Below are 20,460 nucleotides of genomic sequence, written 5' to 3'. Positions count from 1 at the left end.
TACGTAGCACCGGGCGCGCCACAGCCTGTGGTGGCGGGGCTAGGCCGCGGCGGGCAGCTGGTGCAGGCTCGACACCGTTTCCACGCAGGCGCGGGCGGCTTCGCTGCCCTTGATGCTGAAGTGGTTCTGGAAGTACTTGCGGTGCTCCAGATGCTCGTGGAAGTGGTGCGGCGTGAGCACGGCCGAGATCACGGGCACGCCCGTGTCGAGCTGCACGCGCATCAGCGCATCGATCACGGCCTGGGCCACGAATTCGTGGCGGTAGATACCGCCGTCCACCACCAGCGCGCAGCCCACCACGGCCTGGTAGCGGCCGGTGGCGATCAGTTTTTGCGCGTGCAGCGGGATCTCGAACGCGCCGGGCACGCCCAGCACGTCGATGGCCTCGCGCGGCACGCCGTGGCGCGCCATCTCGTCCAGAAAGGCCGCACGGGCCTGCTGCACGATGTCGGCATGCCAGGCGGCTTCAATAAAGGCATAGCGCCCGCCCGCCGGCAGGCGGATGGGCGCGATCGAATCGGGGCGCTGGCCCAGATCGGGGTGGGAATAGTCTTTGAGGTTCATGGTCTGACTCCGAAGTCCGGTGAAGGGGACAGGAAATCAGGGTGCGCACGGGCCCGCCCATGCCGCAGCCGCCTGCAGGCGCGCGCACCCACAGGCCGCCGCCGCACGGGCGGTGCCACGCGCTCTCTTTCATCCGGACTGTGACCGTCGGCCCCGGAATCGCACCGGGTCTGCTGACCCCGCCCGCCGGGCTAGCCGGCAGGCGGGCGCTCGCGGGCTTGTGCAGGCCAAGGGATGCTCGGCCCGCCATCACCGCCGGTGGGGAATTTCGCCCCGCCCTGAGAACGCTTGTGCCGCCCGGGTGGGCGGCGCCTGCATTGTAGGCAGGGGATGCTGGGACCCCGGTCGCCGGTGTGCCAGGCCCCGGCGCAGGGCGGGCCTTGGCGCGATAATCCAGCCCTTTGCGCAGCGCCACGGCTGCCGCACGCCTGCAACGCCCCTGCCGCCTTGGCCTGAAGGCCCGGCACGGTGGTCCGCAGGGCCTTCCCTTTGCCCCGTTTTTGCCCGCGCCTGTGCGCCCGTCTGCCCTTGTCCACACTGCCGTTCACGCTCGAATTTCCTGAATCGCTGCCCGTCTCGGGCCGGCGCGACGAGATCATGGCCGCGCTCGCGCAGCACCAGGTGGTGATCGTCTGTGGCGAAACCGGCTCGGGCAAGACCACGCAGCTGCCCAAGATTGCGCTGGCGCTGGGCCGGGGCAAATGCAACGCCGCCCCGGGCCAGAAGGGGCGGCTGATCGGCCACACCCAGCCGCGCCGCATTGCCGCCAGCAGCGTGGCCAAGCGCATTGCCGAAGAGCTGAACACGCCGCTGGGCGAAGTGGTGGGCTACAAGGTGCGCTTTCAGGACCGCCTGTCGCGCAACGCCTCGGTCAAGCTGATGACCGACGGGATTCTGCTGGCCGAGACGCAGACCGACCCGCTGCTCGAAGCCTACGACACGCTGATCATCGACGAGGCGCACGAGCGCAGCCTCAACATCGACTTCCTGCTGGGCTACATCCGCCAGATCCTGCCGCGCCGGCCCGACCTGAAGGTGGTGGTCACCTCGGCCACCATCGACGCGGAGCGTTTTGCCAAGCACTTCGAGTCTGCCCGCCCGGCGCCGGGCCGTCCCAAGCCAGGCGCGGCCCCCTTGGGGGGCAGCGACCCACACGCAGTGGGGGAGCGTGGGGGCGAACCTGTGCCGGCGCCGATCCTCTATGTGTCGGGCCGCACCTTTCCGGTGGAGCAGCGCTGGCGCCCGTTTGAAGAAACGCGCGACCACGACCTGAACGACGCCATTGCCGACGCGGTGGACGAGCTGTGGGCGGGCAATGCGCCCGGTGACATCCTGGTGTTTCTGCCCGGCGAGCGCGAGATCCGCGAAGCCGCCGACCACCTGCGCAAGCACCTGTCGCACCACCCGGTGCTGCGCGCGGCCGAGGTGCTGCCGCTGTTTGCGCGCCTGTCGCAGGCCGAGCAAGACCGCGTGTTCGACCGCCACACCGGCCGGCGCATCGTGCTGGCCACCAACGTGGCCGAAACCTCGCTCACGGTGCCGGGCATCCGCTATGTGATCGACAGCGGCACGGCCCGCGTCAAGCGCTACAGCTTCCGCAGCAAGGTCGAGCAGCTGTTGGTCGAGCCCATCAGCCAGGCCGCGGCCAACCAGCGTGCGGGCCGCTGCGGCCGCGTGGCCAACGGCATCTGCATCCGCCTGTACGACGAGGCGGACTTTGCCAGCCGTCCGCGCTTTACCGACCCCGAAATCCTGCGCAGCTCGCTGGCGGGCGTGATCCTGCGCATGAAGTCGCTGCACCTGGGCGATGTGGCGCAGTTCCCGTTTATCGAGGCGCCCTCGGGCCGTGCGATTGCCGACGGCTACCAGCTCCTGGGTGAGTTGGGCGCGGTGGACGATGCGAACGAGCTCACCCCCATGGGGGTGGAGTTGTCCAAGCTTCCGCTGGACCCGCGCGTGGGCCGCATGATCCTGGAAGCGCGTGAGCGCCGCGCCCTGGACGAAGTGCTGGTGATCGCCTCGGCCCTGTCGGTGCAGGACGTGCGCGACAGGCCACTGGAGGCGCAGCAGCAGGCCGACCAGGCGCATGCGAAGTTCGACGACGACAAGAGCGAGTTTTCGAGCACGCTCAAGCTCTGGAAGTGGATCAACGACGCCCGAGGCGGTGCGCCCAGCCTGCCGTCGGCCCGCGCGCAGCGCGACGCCGCCCGCAAAGGCGCGCCCTCGCAGGCCGTGCTGCCGGTGGCGCAGCGCCAGGCGGCCCCCGCACCAGCCCCCGTGCCTGCGGCCGAGGCCGCGCCCACGCACAAGCTCAGCAACCGGCAGTACGAGCAGCTGCTGCGCCAGAACTTCATCAACATCCGCCGCCTGCGGGAGTGGCGCGACATCCACACGCAACTGCTCACGGTGGTGACCGAGCACGGCTGGCGCATCAACACCCAGCCGGCCAGCTACGAGCAGATTCACCTCTCGATGCTGGCGGGCCTGCTGGGCAACATCGGCTGCAAGAGCGACGAGGACGACTGGTACCTGGGCGCGCGCGGCATCAAGTTCTACAAGCACCCGGGCGCGCACCTGAACAAAAAGCCCGGCCGCTGGATCGTGGCGGCCGAGCTGGTCGAAACCACGCGCCTGTTCGGCCGCGGCATTGCCGCCATCGAGCCGCAGTGGATCGAGCAGATCGGTGGCCATTTGCTCAAAAAGCAGATGCTCGACCCGCACTGGGAGAAAAAAGCCGCGCGCGTGTCGGCGCTGGAGCGTGCCACGCTCTACGGCATCGTCATCTACAACAACCGCCGGGTGGACTTCGGCAAGGTGGACCCCCACGGCGCGCGCGAGATCTTCTTGCGCGAGGCGCTGGTAGCGGGCGAGTGGGACACGCGCCTGCCCTTCCTGGCCGCCAACCAGAAGCTGATTGCCAAGGTCGAGGAGCTGGAGCACAAGTCGCGCCGGCAGGACGTGCTGGTGGACGATGAGCTGATCTACGCTTTTTATGACCAGCAGGTACCACAGGACGTGTGCAGCGGCGCCACCTTTGAGCGCTGGTACGGCGAAGCCAGCCGCGCCCGGCCCGACCTGCTCAAGCTCACGCGCGACGAGCTCATGCGGCACGAGGCCGCGGGCATCACCACCAATGCGTTTCCGCGCACCGTGCGCCTGGGCGGGGTGGACTGCGCGGCCAGCTACCTGCACGAGCCCGGCGATGCGCGCGACGGCCTCACGGTCACGGTGCCGCTGTTCGTGCTCAACCAGGTGAGCGAAGAGCGCTGCGAATGGCTGGTGCCCGGCATGCTCAAGGACAAGATCCAGGCCCTGCTTAAAAGCCTGCCGCAGCGCCCGCGCAGCCGCTTTGTGCCGCTGCCCGAATCGGCCGCACGCCTGGCCGATCTGCTGGGCGCGCCCGAGCGCTTTGGCACGGGCAGCCTGACGGACGCGCTGCTCAAGCAGGTGCGCGACGAGACCTCGCTCGACGTCAAGCGCGCCGACTTCAAGCTCGACATGCTCAGCCCGCATTTGTTCATGAACCTGCGCGTGGTCGATGAACACGGCCGCCAGTTGGGCCAGGGCCGCAATCTGGGCGCGCTCAAGGCCGACTGGGGTGCCAAGGCGCGCGGGGCCTTCCAGGCGCTCGCGGGGCTCAAGCTGGGGCAGGGTGGGGCAGATGCAGCGCCAAAATCGGCTGCAGACCAGCAAAATCAAGCACGAGCAGCTACTAAAAGTGTAGCGGTTGAGGCCACGAAACCTGGCACCGCGGCCGCCCCCGCCCGCGTTGGCAACACCAGCGCGGCCCCGGCCGCCACCGCAGGCCAGCGCTACACGGGCTGGAGCTTCGGCGAGCTGCCGGAGTTGATGGAAATCCGCAAGGGCGGGCAGACGCTGATCGGCTTTCCCGCACTCATCGACGTGGGCGACGCTGTCACCATCGAAGTGTTCGACGAGCCCGAAGTGGCCGCCGCCAAGCACCGCGCAGGCCTGCGCCGCCTGTGTGCGCTGCAGATCAAGGACGCGCTCAAGTACCTCGAAAAGAACATCCCCGACCTGCAGAAAATGGCCGTGGCCTACATGCCGCTCGGCACGCAGGAAGAGCTGCGCGCCCAGATCATCGACGTGGCACTCGACCGCGCGTTTCTGCAAGAGCCCCTGCCCACCGACGAGGCGGGCTTCAAGCGCCGCGTGGACGAAGGCCGCGGCCGCCTGACGTTGATTGCCAACGAAGTCGCTCGCCTGGCCGCCACCATCCTCACCGAATACGCGGCCGCGGCGCGCAAGCTCAAGGACACCAAGAACGCCCCCGACGCCACGCAGGATGTGCAGCAGCAACTGCAGCGCCTGATGCCCAAGCAGTTCATCGCCCAGGCGCCGTGGGCACAGCTGGCGCACTTTCCGCGCTACCTCAAGGCCATCACGCTGCGCTTGGACAAAGTCCGCGCCGACCCCGCCCGCGACGCCGCCAAACTGGCCGAACTGCGCCCGCAGGAGCAGCGCTACTGGCGCCTGGTGGCCGAGCGCAAAGGCGCGGTGGATGTGCGCATGCAAGAGCTGCGCTGGCTGCTTGAAGAGCTGCGCGTGAGCTTTTTTGCGCAAGAGCTGCGCACGCCCCAGCCGGTGAGCGTGAAGCGGCTGGACAAGCTCTGGGCGCAGATCCAGAGCTGAGGGGGCAGGGGATCGCGCCCTGCGCCCTGCTCAATCCTCGACCGCTTCCCCCAGGTCGTCCGCAATCAGCCTGAACTGCGCCAGCGCGGCCTGCAGGTCTTCCACAATCTCGCGCGCAATCACGCCCGGCGGTGGCAGGTTGTCGCTGTCTGCCAGCGATTCGTCTTTGAGCCAGAAGATGTCCAGGCTGGTCTTGTCACGGGCCAGCAGCTCGTCGTAGCGGTAGGCACGCCAACGGCCATCGGGCGTCTCGGGCGTCCAGGTGGCCTGGCGCTGCTGGCGGTTGTCGGCCCGGTACAGGGCCACAAACTCGTCCAGGTCTGCGCGCGTCAGCGGGTTGGTCTTGAGCGTGAAATGCTTGTTGGTGCGCAGGTCGTAAATCCAGAGCTGCTGGGTCCAGGGCGTCTCGCTGGCAGGCTTTTTGTCGAAGAACAGCACGTTCGCCTTCACGCCCTGCGCATAGAACAGCCCTGTGGGCAAGCGCAACAGAGTGTGCAGGTCGCATTCGTGCAGCAGCTTCTTGCGAATGGTCTCGCCCGCGCCGCCCTCAAATAGCACGTTGTCGGGCAGCACCACGGCTGCGCGGCCGTGGGTGGTGAGCAGCGTCTTGATGTGCTGCACAAAATTGAGCTGCTTGTTGCTGGTGGTGGCCCAGAAATCGTCGCGCTCGATGGTGTCTTTTTCGGTGCTGGTGCGGCCGTCTTCGCCCACGATGACGGTGCTGCTCTTCTTGCCAAACGGCGGGTTGGCCAGCACCACCTCGTAGCGCTCGCCCGGGTCTGCGGCCAGGGCGTCGCCCACCACCACAGGCACGGCCTTTTCAGAGCCAATGCCGTGCAGCAGCATGTTCATGGCGCACACCCGCGCCGTGGCCTGCACCAGTTCGTAGCCGGTAAAGGCCTTTTCCTTCAGGTGCTTGAGCTGCTCGCGCGTCAGGTTCTTGTGGTGCGTGGTGATGTAGTGGTGGGCCGTGAACAAAAAGCCACCCGTGCCGCAGGCCGGGTCGCAAATGCGTTCGGCCGGTTGGGGCGCAATGCATTCCACCATGGCCTGGATCAGCGCCCGGGGCGTGAAGTACTGGCCTGCGCCGCTCTTGGTGTCTTGCGCATTGCGCTCCAGCAGGCCTTCGTAGGCGTCGCCCTTCACGTCGGCCCCGAGAATCGTCCAGGTCTCAGCGCCAATCAAATCCACAATCACGCGGCGCAACTTGGCCGGGTCTTGAAACTTGTTTTGCGCCTTGCTGAAGATCAGGCCCAGCGTGCCCCTTTCTTGCCCCAGTTTTTCGAGCACATGGCGGTAGTGGTCAAACAGCGCGTCGCCATCGCGGGCCACTAGCGTCGGCCAGGCGTATTCAGCGGGCACGATGCTGGGCTGGTTGTACGGCGGCTGCGATCGTTCGTCCGCCATCTTCAGAAACAGCAAGTACGTGAGCTGCTCCACATAGTCGCCATAGCTCATGCCGTCGTCGCGCAGCACGTTGCAGTAGTTCCAGAGCTTCTGGACGAGGGAGTGGGTAGTGGTGTTCATCGGTCTTTCAATCGTGCAATCTGTGCCAGCCGGACTTTCACGGTGGGCTCGCGCTCGGGGTCGCTCAACAGGCCGGGCAGGGCGTTGTGGAAGGCAGGCATTTGCAGCAGCGCAGCGGTTGCCTGCGCCACGTGCTGGCGCACGGGGGTACTGGCGGCAGCCACTTCGCGGGCCACGGCGGCGCGGCCCTCCAGCACGGTCATGATGTCTTCCAGGTCGTGGCTCAGGTACACATCGTTTGCGCCGCGGTCTTTGAAGGCCTCGAGCTTGGTCGCCAAGAAGTGCGGAGCCGACAGGTGGCGCACCACCAACCCGTTTGCAAGCCCGTCTGTCAGGGTGGCTGTGAGCGCCGCGTTGAAACCCTCGCGGTACCAGGGGTTGGCGAAGCCCAGCACTTTTTCGTCCAGCGGCACCAAGTCCAGCTGCATGCGGTGCCAAAACCAGCGAAAGGGCGGCGTATTGTCGGCCAGGGTCTGCGTAAAACCGCGCTGCATCAGCTGCTCTGCCAGGCGGTGGTAAGCGCCCAAGGTGGCCACCTCCACAATGGCGTCCACGTCTTCGGTGGGGCGCACATCCATCAAGCCCGCGTCGTCTACCAGCAGGCCGGTGGCGCAGCCGCCCACAAACACCACCTGTTCGCACAGCGGCCCCATAGCGCGGGCAATGCCCAGCAACAGTGCCAGGTTGGGGTTAGCCATACGATGGGCCTTTGGCTTGGGTGGACGACTCGGGGTCGATCAGTGCCTGCAGCCGCCCCAGCGCCATGCCCCGCTCTCGTGCCTTGCCCACGCGCAGTGCGTCAAACAGCGCCAGCAGGTCGTACAACTTGGCGTCCTGCATGGCCGCAAAGGGCACGGCGGGGTGCAACGGCTCTATGCCCACACCGCGCACTGTGCCGTTGGGGTGCGGCCACACAAAGTCTGTACTGCCCGGCGCAAACACCCCGGCAAAGGCCGGCGCGCTGTGGCTGGTGGGCACACCGGCCACCAAAGGCAGCTTGACGGCCGGGAAGGCGTATTTGGCCCCATGCAAGGCAAACTCCGCCAGGTTGCGGGCATGGGGGCGCACCGGGTTGTCGTCTGGCCCCTGCTCATCATCCGCCAGGGCCGCACGGCGTACCCGCTTGCGGGTGACGCGGTAAATGCCTACAGGCTCTTGTGCGGCCACATCGCTGCCCATGTGGTGGGCACCGGGGCCCGCCGCGCTGGCAGCCGGTGCAGCCTCTCGGTTGGGCAGCAACAGCCCGGCCAACAAGCCGCGCTTGATGCAGGCATGCGCCTCTGACACGCTGATGCCCAGCTCCTGCGCCAGCCGCGCATACGTCCAGCGCTGCGCACCCCAGGCCACGAGCTTGAGGGCGACCAGAAAGTCTTGGGGCTTGAGTTGCATGAAAATTCAATATTCGCAAATCGCGAATATTGAATATAAACTGATCTGGTGGCCGTTGCAAGCTTGTGGGTCAAAACGGCCTCTTGTGCTTATTTAACAAGCACGAGCAGCTATCAAAGTAGTAGCGAATGGCTGTGGGTGCCTACTGGGCCGCCTCGGCCTCTTGCAGTTCTTTCAGCGTGCGGCCATCTTCTGCCCGCCAACTGAGCCGGCCATTGGTACAACCGCCAAGCACGATGTCCGATGCTGCCGAGGGGGCTGAAAACACATAGTCCTGCGTGAACTTCAGCACATCGCCTTCCGCCATCAGCACCCCGTTCTTCAGCAGGTCGGCCCGCAGCTCGCTGGGGCCGGCCATCTTCGCAAAGCTGGGCGTGACGGTGGCCGCAGCTTGCGACCCCACCCGCACCACAAAACCCTGACTCGTCTCGTAGCCCGTGGCCTGCACGCCCTTGCCCTTGCAGGTGAGCACCGGGGCGGCCATGGCAGCGGGGCCTTTGGGCGCTTGCTCAAACGCATGCACCCCCAGCACCGGCAGCATGCCCAGCATGTGGCCCAAAAAGACTTCCATATCGGCCCGGTCGGCCTCGCTCAAGGACGGCTCGGCGGGCTGGTTGGCGTTGTCCAGCGGCAGGCGCTTGGCGGCGCGGGCCAGTGCGATGAGGCGCGACTCCAGAAACTGCACATGCGCCTTGTTGAGCTGCCCGGCCGTGGTGGTGGTGAAGCCGATGGCCCGGGTCCAGAACTCCTTTTGCGCATAGTGGCTCTCCAGCCGGGGGCGAATGGGGTCGCCCTCGCCCACGTAGAGCATGTCGCCCTCGCCGTCCGGGCGCGGCCCCAGTAGCAGGTACACGCCGGTCTGCGCCAGCTCGGGCCGGGCCTTGACCTGCGGCAGCAGCGCACGCGGAAACACCAGCGCCTTCCCGATCCAGTTGGATTTCTCGACGATGCGCAGACCGTCGGGGTCGCCGTCGGCGACGAAGATGCGGAGGGAGAATGGCGTTTGCATAGCTACTTGTTAAAGCGCCAGATGCCCACCAACAAATCGACATCCCTTGGCCGCCAATGCCTTCACCGCCGGTGAACGCGTGTTGTAGGTGCTTCTGCCGGACGCGACCCAGACGACATCCTTTGGATACTTGCCCAAAGGATTTCCCTGAAGCCACTGCGCAAGCCACGCCAGCTTTCTCTCGACCTCGGCAATATTCTTTGTGGAACTGGCTGGGTGAACCTCAATCCAGTGTGCTGTAACTGATCCCCCCGCGCTTTTACCCACCACATAGTCCCAGCGATGGGCGTTGGGCAGGGTTGCCGCCAGCGCAGTATCCACATCCGCGCTGCCCACCAGTTCACGCGGACGCGCGCTGGATACGTGGACCGCATCGACCTGCTTCAAGGCCCCCAACCCTTTGTTAAAAGTACCTTCGCCCAAGGCACCAACTACATCAGCCTTGAAGCTCATGGGCGCTCCCTGAACAAATCGCCAGAGGCAAAGGCAGCTGAGTTAGCAACCGCTTTTGCCACCGTTTCATTGGCGCGCGCGCTGAACTCCAACAGTCCGCCCCAACTCGCTTCTTGCGCCACGGGCGACGTAGGGTCCAGATTTGTAACATCTACCACCTTGCTAGCGGGATCGAAGTAGTAAACCTTGGACGATTTTTTCAGCGCCTTACCTGCCATGTCTTTCAACGATGCACTTCTGGGCGCACCAAACAAATCCAGGAGATCTTCGGGTTTACCTCCTGTCTTGCGCAACGTCTCCAGCGCCCATACCAGTTCAAGCACCTGCGGCGAGTGCGTTGACAGAATCACCTTATAGCCACGCGTCAGCAACTCCAAAACGATTAACAACACCACCGATATGGCACGCGGGTGCAAGCCCATTTCAAGCTCTTCAATCACCACCCATTCAATATCGTTACGGCGCGACACCTTGCCTGGAGGCATCAGCCAATACAAGCCCAGTAACAGCGGTACAAACTCCCGCTGCCCCGCAGACCACACCATGAACGGCAGTGACTCGCTGCCGACACCAAGCACCAGGCGCTTTTGCGACTGCACCTTGTCTACGGACAGCTTGAAGTCGGCAAACACACTGGCCTGCAATAACTTGCGGTAGTCTGCCTTCAACCTATTGGGTTGCGGAAACAATGGGCCGCTGCCATTAAATTCCCGCTCCATCAGCAAACGCAGGTTTTCGCTAAAGTCGCGCACAGCATAGGGGTCACCAGATTTGTAATCCGTGAAAGGCCTTGGCCAGCCGTTTGCAAGCGCCATGACCCTTTGCGCTGGAATCAAGAAAACCGACTGGCGCTTGCCAGTTTGCTGTCGGGCGACGCGTTTTTTGACATCAACGGCCTTGCCGTCGACCGAAACCTCGCTGTCCGAACGCCAAGTGGAACGCATTCCTTCACCAAAATACACATCTAAAAATTCAGGAAGTTTGCCGTCGTAGTCCAGACCGTAGGTGTGCAACTGGTGCTGTACCAGCCCACTGTCTTGCAATAGCTTGACCCATTGCAGTGAAACACTCTTGCCGCTGGCCTGGGGTCCGACCAAGACGGTCAAATCGCCAAACGTCAGATTGGCTTCCTTGATTTGACCGATGTTTCGCAATGTCAGCTTTTTCATGGCTGGTCCTCTAAGTTTCTACTTGATTGGATGGTACTGGCGAAAATGCCTTTGCCAATGTGGATTGCCGCAGCGCCTGCGCGCGCTGGAGGTTGGTGTCGACCTCGGCTTCGACTTCGCGGATGATGGACAGGTGGCGGTCGACTTCGGCGACGATTCGGTTTTGCTCGGCAAGCGGCGGAATCGGGATAGGCATTGGACGCACATCACCAATATTTACACCCTTAACGGCGACGCCTCGGGCAACTCGTTTGAAATACCGTTGCGCATCCTCCGATCGCAGAAAAACAGCGACAAATTCAGGGTTGCATTCATGGCTCACGGCGATACGGGCTGTATCTTGTGTGATGTTGCCGCCATCCAGCAGAGGCGGCACCACGGCAACACGGCCATACGTCCCGCGAATCGACAACAGGATATCGCCGGTCTTGAGCGAAGCCCGTGCATATTTGGCAGCGATCTCATACGAAGTCTTGTGTAACGCATTCAAGTCAACCGAATCGCCGCGCATGTCACGCACTTTGACAAAGAGCACGCCGTCGTCCACATTGTCTTTGGGCATAAGAATGCCGTAGCAAATGACTCGATTCGAATCAGTGACGGACTCCAGAGTGCTGCTCGACCAACCCTCCGGCAGCGGAGAGTCAACAATATCAGCTACGGGAATCGGGTTTGCATAATTACCTCGCCCTTTCCACGATCTACGCCGCTCCTCAAGAATCCGCTGCAAAAGCTGTTCGCCGGTCTCGTAGGTGCGGCCTTCGCGGCGGGCCAGGGTGGCTTCGGTTTCTACGAGGCGGCCTTCGACGGCGGCTTTGAGGACGGAGGCTTTGTAGCGTTTGAGGTTGGCTTTGACGCGCTGGAGGTTGGCGACGGCTTCGTCGAGGCGGGAGAACTGTTTTTCGAGTTCAGCGACGATTTCGCGCTGCTCTTCCAATGACGGTAAAGGAACCTCAAACGCCAGGATTTTTTCTTTCGTCAGTGCTTGACGGGTCGCACCAGACTCCATTGAATTGATGAGCCGCTGTTGATGGGGCGACGCAAGAAACCAGCGAAGAAAAGAAGGTTCAAGCCGGTCGTCTGGTCGAATGATGCAAACATGTTGGTTGACGCGGGCACCGTCCATATGTGGCGGCGCGATGGTGACTCGCCCAATTGATGCACCTGTGATGTTGAGAAGCACGTCGCGGGCTCGTACTTCGACGTTTCGCAGGGCGGCAGCTTGGTCATCGTCGATGTAGGCCAGCCCGTCTTCGCGAAAACCACCGAAGTGCACATTCATGGAGCGAATAAGCGGCGTGCCGGTTGACTTGTACGCGGCCTCACCACCTCGTGGTGTCGAGCCGCTGCCGACCTTTGTTGTCACTTCGCCTAGCTGAATCGTCGGAAACCCACTCACGCCGCCAACTCCCGATTCAATTCCTCAATCACCTTGGGCAGTCCCGCGCCAAAGAGCTGGTGCACCTTGCCCAGGCCGCCTTGGGCGTTGAAGGGGGCGTATTCAAAGTCGTCTATCTCAATGCCGAGGTTGGCAGCGATGTGGTCGCGGATCATTTCGAGCCAGTGTTGTTGTTCCGGGGTGAACGGTTGGTTGCCGGTTTGCTGGTGCTGGGCCAGCCAGGCTTTGAAGTTGGCCTGCACGCGCTCGGGGTAGGGCACCAGTTCGTTGGTTTGCTGCATGGCAAAGCGCACCAGGCTGACCAAATCCGTCAGCAGGCGGCGCTGGCTGGCCCCTTTGACAGCGCCTTTGCGCAGCGTGGCGTAGGCCTGCCACAGGGCACCCTCGTCAATATTGAGTGGCGGGGCGTGCAGGGCGTCGGCCAGGGCCTTGATGTCTTCAAATTTGAGCGGCGCGCGCGTGGGCCTGCTGTACAAGATTTGCAGGGCGGTGATTTCGTCTTTGTGCTGCTTGATGAAATCTTCAAAGCTTTGCACCAGTGCGGTGGCGCGGTCGCTGCCTTCGCTGAAGCCTGCGTGAACGAGTGTGTCGCGCGTCACGGTGTCGATGACCAAGTCGGCCTTTCGCTTCATTTGCACCAGTTGATCGCGCAGGGCGGGGGCGGCAAAGGGTTTGGCTGCGTCGCGCAGGCGTTGTTCGGCTTCGGCGGGCGGCATGTCTTGCGTGGCGTCGATGTTCAGCGCGTCCACAATGCCGCGCGCCAGGTCGCGCAGGGTTTTGCCGCCGCTCAGCGCCACCACCTTGGCGCGGTCGGCGTCGCTGGCGTCTTTGTCCAGCCTGCTCAGGCGGGCGGCAATGCTGCTCAACACCTCGTCTTCGATGTTGCCCAGGCTCACGGCTTGCAGCAGTTTGTCGAGCGGCACGCTCTTTTTGGTGTCCATGGGGCGGCTGTCGGTTTTGTCGCGCTCGCATACGCCCACGCAATCGACGATGACGAAGTGATCTTTCTTCACCCCTTCGCCGGGGTTCACGGCGGCCAGGTCGGTGGGGTTGCACACGCGCACGCCACGGCCTTTCATTTGCTCAAAGAAGCTGCGGCTTTTGACGCTGCGCATGAAGACGACGATTTCCACCGGCTTGATGTCGGTGCCGGTGGCGATCATGTCGACGGTGACGGCCACGCGGGGGTAGTAGCTGGAGCGGAAGTCTTTGATGAGCTGGTCGGGGCTGGTGCCGCCGCCCTGGGCGCTGCGGTAGGTGATCTTTTGCGCAAACTCGTTGCCCCGGCCAAACTCTTCGCGCAGGATTTCCACAATCTTTTCAGCGTGGTTGTCGTCTTTGGCAAAGATTAAGGTCTTGGGCAGCTCTTGCCGCTGCGGAAACATGTCGGCCTGCCAGCGTGCCTGCAGGGTGCGTACCACGGTGCGGATCTGGTCGGGCGTTTGTACGGCGCGGTCCAGGTCTTCGGGCCGGTATTCAAAGTCGTCGTCCAGTTGCCAGGCGGCTCGGCGGCGAGTGGCTTTGTCTTGCGTTTCAAGCCAGAAGCCTTTTTCGACCTTGGCACCGCTTTCGCCCACTTCGGTTTGGATGCGGTACACGTCGTAGTTCACGTTTACCCCATCGGCCACGGCCTGTGCGTGGCCGTATTCCATGACCAGGTTCTGGTTGAAGAAGCCAAAAGTTTGCTTGTTGGGCGTGGCGGTCAGGCCGATCAGGTAGGCGTCGAAGTATTCGAGCACCTGGCGCCACAGGTTGTAGATGCTGCGGTGGGCTTCGTCGGTGACGACGATGTCGAAGGTTTCGATGGGGATTGCCGGGTTGTAGCCAATGGGCTCGGGGTCTCTGAACAGGCTTTCAATGCGTTCGGTGGATTCCTCGTCGGCCTCGTCGGCCAGTTCGCGCCCCTTGAGCAGGCTGTACATGCGCTGGATGGTGCAGATGACCACGCGGGCAGAGGTGTCGATGCGGCTGCCCTGCAGGTGCTGGACGATGTATTCCTCGCCAAACTTGTAGTTGTTGTACGGGCTGGCGTAGGCGTCGAATTCTTTCTTGGTCTGGCGGGCCAGGTTGCCACGGTCTACCAAAAACAGCACGCGGCGCGCGCCACCAAACTTGATGAGGCGGTAGATGAAGCCAATGCTGGTAAAGGTCTTGCCGCTGCCGGTGGCCATCTGGATCAGGGCCTTGGGCTTGTTGGCGGCCAGACTTTGTTCCAGCCGGGTGATGGCACTGATTTGCGCGGGCCACAGTTGGTAGTGCGTTCCGCCGCTGCTCCAGGTGGTGACGAGCGGTGGCATGGCCCGCATGCGGGCCAAAAAAGTGCCGGGTGTTCCTTGGGCTGCGCCGCTGCTGGCCTGTGTGGGCAGGTAGGCCAGCCATTGCAGCAGCATCTCAGGCCGGAAGAACGCAAACACGGTGCGGGCCCGGGGTTCGGGGTCGAGCCCGTTGGTGAAGTGGGTTTCAACGCCGGTGCTTTCCCACAAAAAGGGCAGCGGCCGCCGCCAGGCGGGCAGGGCAGGCGGCAGGCCCTGGGCGTAGCGGCTGCTTTGCAGCTCTACGCCGGTCAGGGTGGCGCCTTGCTTCTTGGCTTCAATGACGCCGCAGGCCTTGCCCTGCACGTAGAGCAGGTAGTCGGCAAAGCCAAAGCCGTTGCTCAGCGGAAACTCGCGTATGGCCACGCCCACGGCGGCGTGGATGTTGGCCTGGGCCACATCGCACACATGCCAGCCCGCGGCCGTGAGCAGCGCATCAATCGTGATCCTGGCTTGGGCCTCTGGCGTCATCCGGTGTCCTCCGGCGGACGATTCTAGGGGGCGCAGTCGGGCTCTCCTAGCTTCAAATGGCCGTGCCATGCGGCAGGGGCTAGGCCCTGGGGGCAAGGCGGCACAAGGCGATGCGTCTGTGCTCCATGCACCACCAGATGACAGACCAAATCGGCCTGTGAGGCAGGAAAGTAAAGCACGAGCAGCTATTAAATTAATAGCAAACGATGCGCTGCCCGGGCCCGGGCTGCGATGGCGCGGCTTCGGTGCAATGCCGACACCGCCCACCAGCCGGACATGCTAAGTTCGGCAGCACGGTGGTACGGCCCGTGCTTTGCCTCTGCGCCGCCCCCAGCCCCAGTTCCACGCAATCCCAACACCCCATGCCGCACGACGTCAGCCTCATTGCCACCATTGCCGCCGGTTTTGGCCTGGCCATGGTGTTTGGGCTGCTGGCCACGCGCTTCAAAATGCCGCCGCTGGTGGGCTATTTGCTGGCGGGCATTGTGGTGGGGCCGTCCACCCCGGGCTTTGTGGCCGATGTGGGCCTGGCCAGCCAGTTGGCTGAGATCGGCGTGATGCTGCTGATGTTTGGCGTGGGCCTGCATTTCTCGCTCAAGGACCTGATGGCCGTGAAGGCGATTGCCGTGCCCGGGGCCATCGTGCAGATTGCGGTGGCCACAGCCCTGGGCGCTGGCGTGGCGCTGTGGTGGGGCTGGAGTCCGGGCGGGGCGGTGGTGTTCGGGCTGTGCCTGTCGGTGGCGAGCACGGTGGTGCTGCTGCGCGCGCTCGAATCCAAGGGGCTGCTCAAGTCGGTCAACGGGCAGATCGCCGTGGGCTGGCTGGTGGTGGAAGATCTGGTCATGGTCATGGTGCTGGTGCTGCTGCCTGCTCTGGCAGGGCTGCTCAAGGCCCACGGGGGCGATGCCGGACCTGCGCCGGAGGCGCGCGAGATCTGGACCACGGTGGGCATCACGCTGGCCAAGGTCACGGCCTTTATCGTGCTGATGCTGGTGGTGGGGCGGCGGCTGCTGCCCAAGCTGCTGTGGTGGGTGGCGCGCACGGGCTCGCAGGAGCTGTTCACGCTGGGCGTGGTGGCCATTGCCGTAGGCGTGGCCTTTGGAGCGGCCCAGCTGTTCGATGTGTCGTTTGCGCTCGGGGCGTTTTTTGCCGGAATGATGATGCGCGAGTCGGAGTTCAGCCACCGCGCGGCCGACGAATCGCTGCCCCTGCGCGATGCGTTTGCGGTGTTGTTCTTTGTGTCGGTGGGCATGCTGTTCGACCCGGCCGTGGTGTGGAACGAGCCGCTCAAGCTGCTGGCGGTGGTGGCCATCATTCTGGTGGGCAAGACGATGGCTGCGGTGGCGCTGGTGCTGGCTTTTCGCTATCCGCTCAATACGGCGCTCACGGTGGGCGCAAGCCTCGCGCAGATTGGCGAGTTCTCGTTCATTCTGGCCGGGCTGGGCGTGGCGCTGGGCCTGCTGCCCAAAGAGGGGCAAAGCCTGGTGTTGGCCGGGGCGCTGATCTCGATTGCGGCCAACGCCGCGGTGTTTTCCGCCATCGAGCCGCTGCGCCGCTGGGTGCTGGCGCGCTCAGCGCTGGCCCGCCGCCTGGAGATGCGCGACGACCCGCTGGCCGAGCTGCCCATGAGCACCGACCACCGCCTGCTGAGTGGCCAGGTGGTGCTGGTGGGTTACGGCCGCGTGGGCCGCCGCATTGCGCGGGCGCTGCGCGAGCGCGGCATTCCGCTGGTGGTGGTGGAGCAGAACCGTGAGCTGGTCAACGCGTTGCGCCAGGACGGGCTGGCCGCGGTCAGCGGCGACGCCGCCACGCCCGAGGTGCTGGTGCAGGGCCACATTGCCCGCGCCGCCATGCTGGTGGTGGCGATTCCCGACACGGTGGACGTGCGCCGCATGGTCGAGATTGCGCGCACGCTGAATCCAGGCATTGAAGTCGTGCTGCGCACCCACAGCGCCGAAGAGGCCGAATGGCTGCGCCAGGAAGGCCTGGGCGAGGTGTTTGTGGGCGAGCACGAACTGGCCCGCGGCATGGCCGCGCATGTGCTGGAGCGTGTGTCCCCACCTGCGTCGGGTGGCTAGGGCCTGGCAGCCCGCAAGGCCCGTGGGCACGGGCGCTGCCCGAGACCACGCGTGCTGCCGGTGTGAGCCGGCCGTCACGTTGGCGACGCCCCTGCGGCGCGGCCCCATTGCCCCCGCCGCGCGGCGCGCCTAGGCTTGCACTCCAAAACACAGGAGACCTGCCGCCCATGCGCCCGCACCACCAGTTCTGGCCCCGCCGCCTGCCACATTCCATCACCGTGCCCGCCACCTCGCTGTGGGACAACCTGGCCACCAACGCACGCCGCTATCCACACAAAACGGCCCTGCAGTTTTTTGGCCGGGCGCTGAGCTACCAGGCGCTGGCCGAAGGCGCTGAACGCATCGCCGCGTACCTCGTGTCGCTGGGTGTGCGCAAGGGCGACCGCGTGGTGCTGTGCATGCAGAACTGCCCACAGCTTGTGATGGCGCATTTCGCCATCCTGCGGGCCGATGCGGTGGTGGTGCCCGTGAACCCGATGAACCGGGCCGAGGAGCTCAAGCACTACATCACCGACCCCGATGCGCGCGTGGCCATCACCACGGCCGACCTCGCGGCCGAGCTGGCCCAGGCCAGCAACGCGCTGCCCGCAGGGCAGGGGCTGGCGCACCTGCTGGTCACGCATTTCACCGACGCGTTCGATGCCAGCGTGAGCGGGCCCGACGCCCCGCCCGAGGCCTGGCTGCCCTGGCTGACCACACAGCACCCGGCCCCCGCGCTGCAGGGGGGGCAGGTGCACGCCTGGCCGCAGGCACTGGCCTGCACGGCAGCGCTGGCCCCGTGCACGGCGGGTTCGGCCGACCTGGCCATCCTGCCCTACACCAGCGGCACCACCGGCCTGCCCAAGGGCTGCATACACCCGCACCGCAGCATCATGCACAACGCGGTGTCCAGCAGCCTGTGGGGCTCGGGCAGCGCCGACAACGTGACCCTGGCCGTGGTGCCCATGTTCCACATCACCGGCATGGTCAGCGTGATGCACGCGTCGATCTACGCCGGGGCCACCATGGTGCTGATGCCGCGCTGGGACCGCGACCTGGCCGGGCGGCTGATTTCGCGCTACCAGGTGACGAACTGGACGAACATCCCGACGATGATCATCGACCTGTTGGGCAGCCCGCACTTTGCGAGCTACGACCTCTCCAGCCTGGTCTATATCGGCGGCGGTGGCGCGGCCATGCCGCAGGCTGTGGCCCAGCGCCTGCAGGAGCAGTACGGCCTGCGCTACGCCGAGGGCTACGGCCTGACCGAAACCGCTGCGCCCTCGCACTCGAACCCGCCCGACCACCCCAAGCAGCAGTGCCTGGGCATTCCGTTCATGAGCACCGATGCGCGCGTAATCGACCCCGACACGCTGCAGGAGGTGCCCGTGGGCGAGCAGGGTGAAATCATCATCCACGGCCCTGAGGTGTTCGACGGCTACTGGAAGCGGCCCGACGCCACGGCCTCGGCCTTCATCGAGCTGGACGGCAAGCGCTTCTTCCGCTCGGGCGACCTGGGGCGCATGGACGAAGACGGCTACTTCTTCCTCACCGACCGGCTCAAGCGCATGATCAACGCGAGCGGCTTCAAGGTCTGGCCCGCCGAGGTCGAGGCGCTGATGTTCCGCCACCCCGCCATCCAGGAGGCCTGCGTGATTGCGGCGCGCGACGCCTACCGCGGTGAAACGGTGAAGGCCGTGGTGGTGCTGCGTGCCACGCACAAAGACACCACCGAGCAGCAGATCATCGACTGGTGCCGCGAGAACATGGCCGTGTACAAGGTGCCGCGCATCGTGCAGTTTGCCGACGCACTGCCCAAGAGCGGCAGCGGCAAGGTGATGTGGCGCGCGCTGCAGGAGGCCGAGGCCAAGTCATAAGCCGCTGGCCGACCGGCCCACAGGCCCCTACACTGGTTCTGCACGACCATTGAGAGGGCCTCGCATGACCGCCATTCCCCTGCCCAGCACCGACTGGGCCGAACGCATCGGTGCCGACGAACCCGAGCGCTTTGCCGACTATGCGCGGCGCTTTGCCGCCATCCAGGCCCAGCGCGCACAGCGCTATGGCCCGGGGCGCACGCTGCACCGCAAACCGCTGGCCGCCCTGCAGGGCACGCTGCAGGTGCTGGGCGATCTGCCCGACTTTGCGCGGCATGGGCTGTTTGCCCAGCCGGGCACGTACGCCACCTGGGTGCGGCTGTCCAACGGCGGGCTGGACCGTGCGCCCGACCGGGTGCCCGACATCCGCGGCTTCGCGTTGCGGGTGCTGGGCGTGCAGGGGCCTTCGGCCCTGGGCGGCGATGCCACGCCCAGCCAGGATTTCGCGCTCATCAACCAGGAGGCGTTTGCCTTTGCCACCACGGGGCCCTTTGTCGCGTTGGTCGAAGCGGCCGCGCGCGGTCCGGCGGCCTTGCTGGGCCATCTGGTGCGTACGCACGGGCTTTGGGCGCTGCCGCGCGAGCTGGCCAAGTTCAAGCGCACCGTGGGTCGGCCGTTTGGCGGTTTTGCCACGCAGGCCTTCTACAGTGCTGCGCCAATCGCTTGTGGGCCCTACGCAGTGCGGGTGCGGCTGGTGCCTGCGGCGTCCAACGGCGCACCCGACGAGGCTGCTGCCAAGGACTGGGGCGCCGACATGGCCCGCCGCCTGCGCGCCGGGTCGTTGCACTGGGATCTGCAGTTGCAGTACTTTGCGAGCGAAGCGATCACGCCCATTGAAGACGCCTCGGTGGATTGGCCCACGCCCTACACCACCGTGGCAAAGCTCGCGCTGCCGCAGCAGAACCTGGACAGTGCCGCCGCACAGGCGTTTGCCACGCAGGTCGAGGGCAGTGTGTTCGACCCCTGGCAGGCGCTGGCCGCACATCGGCCGCTGGGCGAGGTGCAGCGCGCACGCAAGGTGGTGTACTACGCGAGCCAGCAGGGCCGCGGCGTGGCCTGAGCCGGGCGGCGGTGCACCCGCCGCTGCCGCATCAGTTCTGGGCCTGGATCAGCTCGGCCAGGTCGCGCTCCAGCAGGGCCGGGTCGCCCAACTGCAGCTCAATGAGCCGCCGCAGGTGCGTGACGCTGTCCAGATCGATGGACTTGCACAGCAGCCCCGTGTGGGTGCCCTGCAGGTGGGCCACCTCGGTGCTCATGGCGATGTGGTTGCCCGAATCGGCCAGCGGCATGGTCAGCTGGCACAGCGTGCCAGGCTCCAATGCGGTTTCGACCGGCATGCGCACCAGGGCCCCTTTGAGCGACAAGTCCAGCACCTGCACGCTGAAGGCGTCGCGCTGGGTGGTCAGCAGCGCCGGTGCATCGAAGTGGACCCGCACGTAGTGACGGCGTTCGTAAGGCATGGGCGGTGTCTCCTGGGCTGTGTGTTACCGAATGCTACACCGTGCCCCGGGCCTGCGAAACGCCCCCAGCGCAGCGTTGCCGGTATCGCCGCTGGTGCGTGTCGCGTGGGGTGTGCCTGT

14 protein-coding genes and 1 riboswitch are annotated in these 20,460 nt (G+C 65.1%); of the genes, 4 read left to right on the top strand and 10 right to left on the bottom strand.

Features of this window, described 5'->3' with window-relative positions; all coding sequences use genetic code 11:
- Positions 1-39: 39 nt before the first annotated feature.
- Positions 40-564: a 6,7-dimethyl-8-ribityllumazine synthase gene (locus tag ABD866_RS06085; RefSeq protein WP_345062180.1), complete on the bottom strand. Its 525-nt coding sequence runs from the start codon at positions 562-564 to the stop codon at positions 40-42.
- Between the two features lie 117 nt (positions 565-681).
- Positions 682-854, bottom strand: a riboswitch (FMN riboswitch).
- Between the two features lie 307 nt (positions 855-1,161).
- Between ABD866_RS06085 and hrpA the strand changes: the two genes are divergently transcribed.
- Positions 1,162-5,217 carry an ATP-dependent RNA helicase HrpA gene (gene hrpA, locus ABD866_RS06080; protein WP_425549552.1) on the top strand — a complete coding sequence of 1,352 codons (4,056 nt, stop codon included), beginning with the start codon at positions 1,162-1,164 and terminating at the stop codon, positions 5,215-5,217.
- Positions 5,218-5,247: 30 nt separating this feature from the next.
- Here hrpA and ABD866_RS06075 read toward each other — a convergent pair whose 3' ends face one another.
- The 8 genes from ABD866_RS06075 to ABD866_RS06040 form a co-directional block, all read right to left on the bottom strand.
- Positions 5,248-6,744, bottom strand: a complete 1,497-nt coding sequence (locus ABD866_RS06075; RefSeq protein ID WP_345062178.1) for a type I restriction-modification system subunit M — start codon at positions 6,742-6,744, stop codon at positions 5,248-5,250.
- Entirely contained in the window at positions 6,741-7,442 is a 702-nt protein-coding gene (locus ABD866_RS06070; protein WP_345062176.1) for a hypothetical protein, read from the bottom strand. Before ABD866_RS06070 ends, ABD866_RS06075 begins: the two co-directional genes overlap by 4 nt.
- Positions 7,435-8,133, bottom strand: a complete 699-nt coding sequence (locus ABD866_RS06065; protein ID WP_345062174.1) for a CoA transferase family protein — start codon at positions 8,131-8,133, stop codon at positions 7,435-7,437. Before ABD866_RS06065 ends, ABD866_RS06070 begins: the two co-directional genes overlap by 8 nt.
- A 142-nt stretch (positions 8,134-8,275) precedes the next feature.
- Positions 8,276-9,142 (bottom strand): GIY-YIG nuclease family protein, encoded by an 867-nt coding sequence (locus tag ABD866_RS06060; protein ID WP_345062172.1) that lies wholly within the window; start codon positions 9,140-9,142, stop codon positions 8,276-8,278.
- A gap of 9 nt (positions 9,143-9,151) precedes the next feature.
- Positions 9,152-9,595 carry a hypothetical protein gene (locus ABD866_RS06055; protein ID WP_345062170.1) on the bottom strand — a complete coding sequence of 148 codons (444 nt, stop codon included), beginning with the start codon at positions 9,593-9,595 and terminating at the stop codon, positions 9,152-9,154.
- Positions 9,592-10,764, bottom strand: a complete 1,173-nt coding sequence (locus ABD866_RS06050; RefSeq protein WP_345062168.1) for an AAA family ATPase — start codon at positions 10,762-10,764, stop codon at positions 9,592-9,594. Before ABD866_RS06050 ends, ABD866_RS06055 begins: the two co-directional genes overlap by 4 nt.
- A gap of 10 nt (positions 10,765-10,774) precedes the next feature.
- Positions 10,775-12,163: a restriction endonuclease subunit S gene (locus ABD866_RS06045; protein ID WP_345062165.1), complete on the bottom strand. Its 1,389-nt coding sequence runs from the start codon at positions 12,161-12,163 to the stop codon at positions 10,775-10,777.
- Positions 12,160-14,946, bottom strand: a complete 2,787-nt coding sequence (locus ABD866_RS06040) for a type I restriction endonuclease subunit R (RefSeq protein WP_345062163.1) — start codon at positions 14,944-14,946, stop codon at positions 12,160-12,162. Before ABD866_RS06040 ends, ABD866_RS06045 begins: the two co-directional genes overlap by 4 nt.
- Before the next feature lie 362 nt (positions 14,947-15,308).
- On the opposite strand from ABD866_RS06040, the gene ABD866_RS06035 reads away from it, so the two are divergent.
- The 3 genes from ABD866_RS06035 to ABD866_RS06025 all read left to right on the top strand — a co-directional run bounded on the left by ABD866_RS06035 (position 15,309) and on the right by ABD866_RS06025 (position 19,940).
- Positions 15,309-17,024, top strand: coding sequence for a cation:proton antiporter domain-containing protein (locus ABD866_RS06035; protein WP_345062161.1), 1,716 nt, complete (start codon positions 15,309-15,311; stop codon positions 17,022-17,024).
- A gap of 167 nt (positions 17,025-17,191) precedes the next feature.
- On the top strand, positions 17,192-18,880 hold the full coding sequence (locus ABD866_RS06030; RefSeq protein WP_345062159.1) for a long-chain fatty acid--CoA ligase: 1,689 nt from the start codon (positions 17,192-17,194) through the stop codon (positions 18,878-18,880).
- Positions 18,881-18,944: 64 nt separating this feature from the next.
- The gene (locus tag ABD866_RS06025; protein WP_345062157.1) at positions 18,945-19,940 is read left to right on the top strand and encodes a catalase family protein; all 996 of its coding nucleotides are present in this window, start codon (positions 18,945-18,947) and stop codon (positions 19,938-19,940) included.
- Positions 19,941-19,971: 31 nt separating this feature from the next.
- Here ABD866_RS06025 and ABD866_RS06020 read toward each other — a convergent pair whose 3' ends face one another.
- Positions 19,972-20,340 carry a PilZ domain-containing protein gene (locus ABD866_RS06020; protein WP_345062155.1) on the bottom strand — a complete coding sequence of 123 codons (369 nt, stop codon included), beginning with the start codon at positions 20,338-20,340 and terminating at the stop codon, positions 19,972-19,974.
- Positions 20,341-20,460 lie beyond the last annotated feature (120 nt).

The organism is Acidovorax lacteus (assembly GCF_039540375.1).
Lineage (GTDB): Bacteria > Pseudomonadota > Gammaproteobacteria > Burkholderiales > Burkholderiaceae_C > Acidovorax_G > Acidovorax_G lacteus.
The sequence above is the reverse complement of the archived record's forward strand: the minus strand, read 5'-3'. Positions and strand labels throughout refer to the sequence as shown.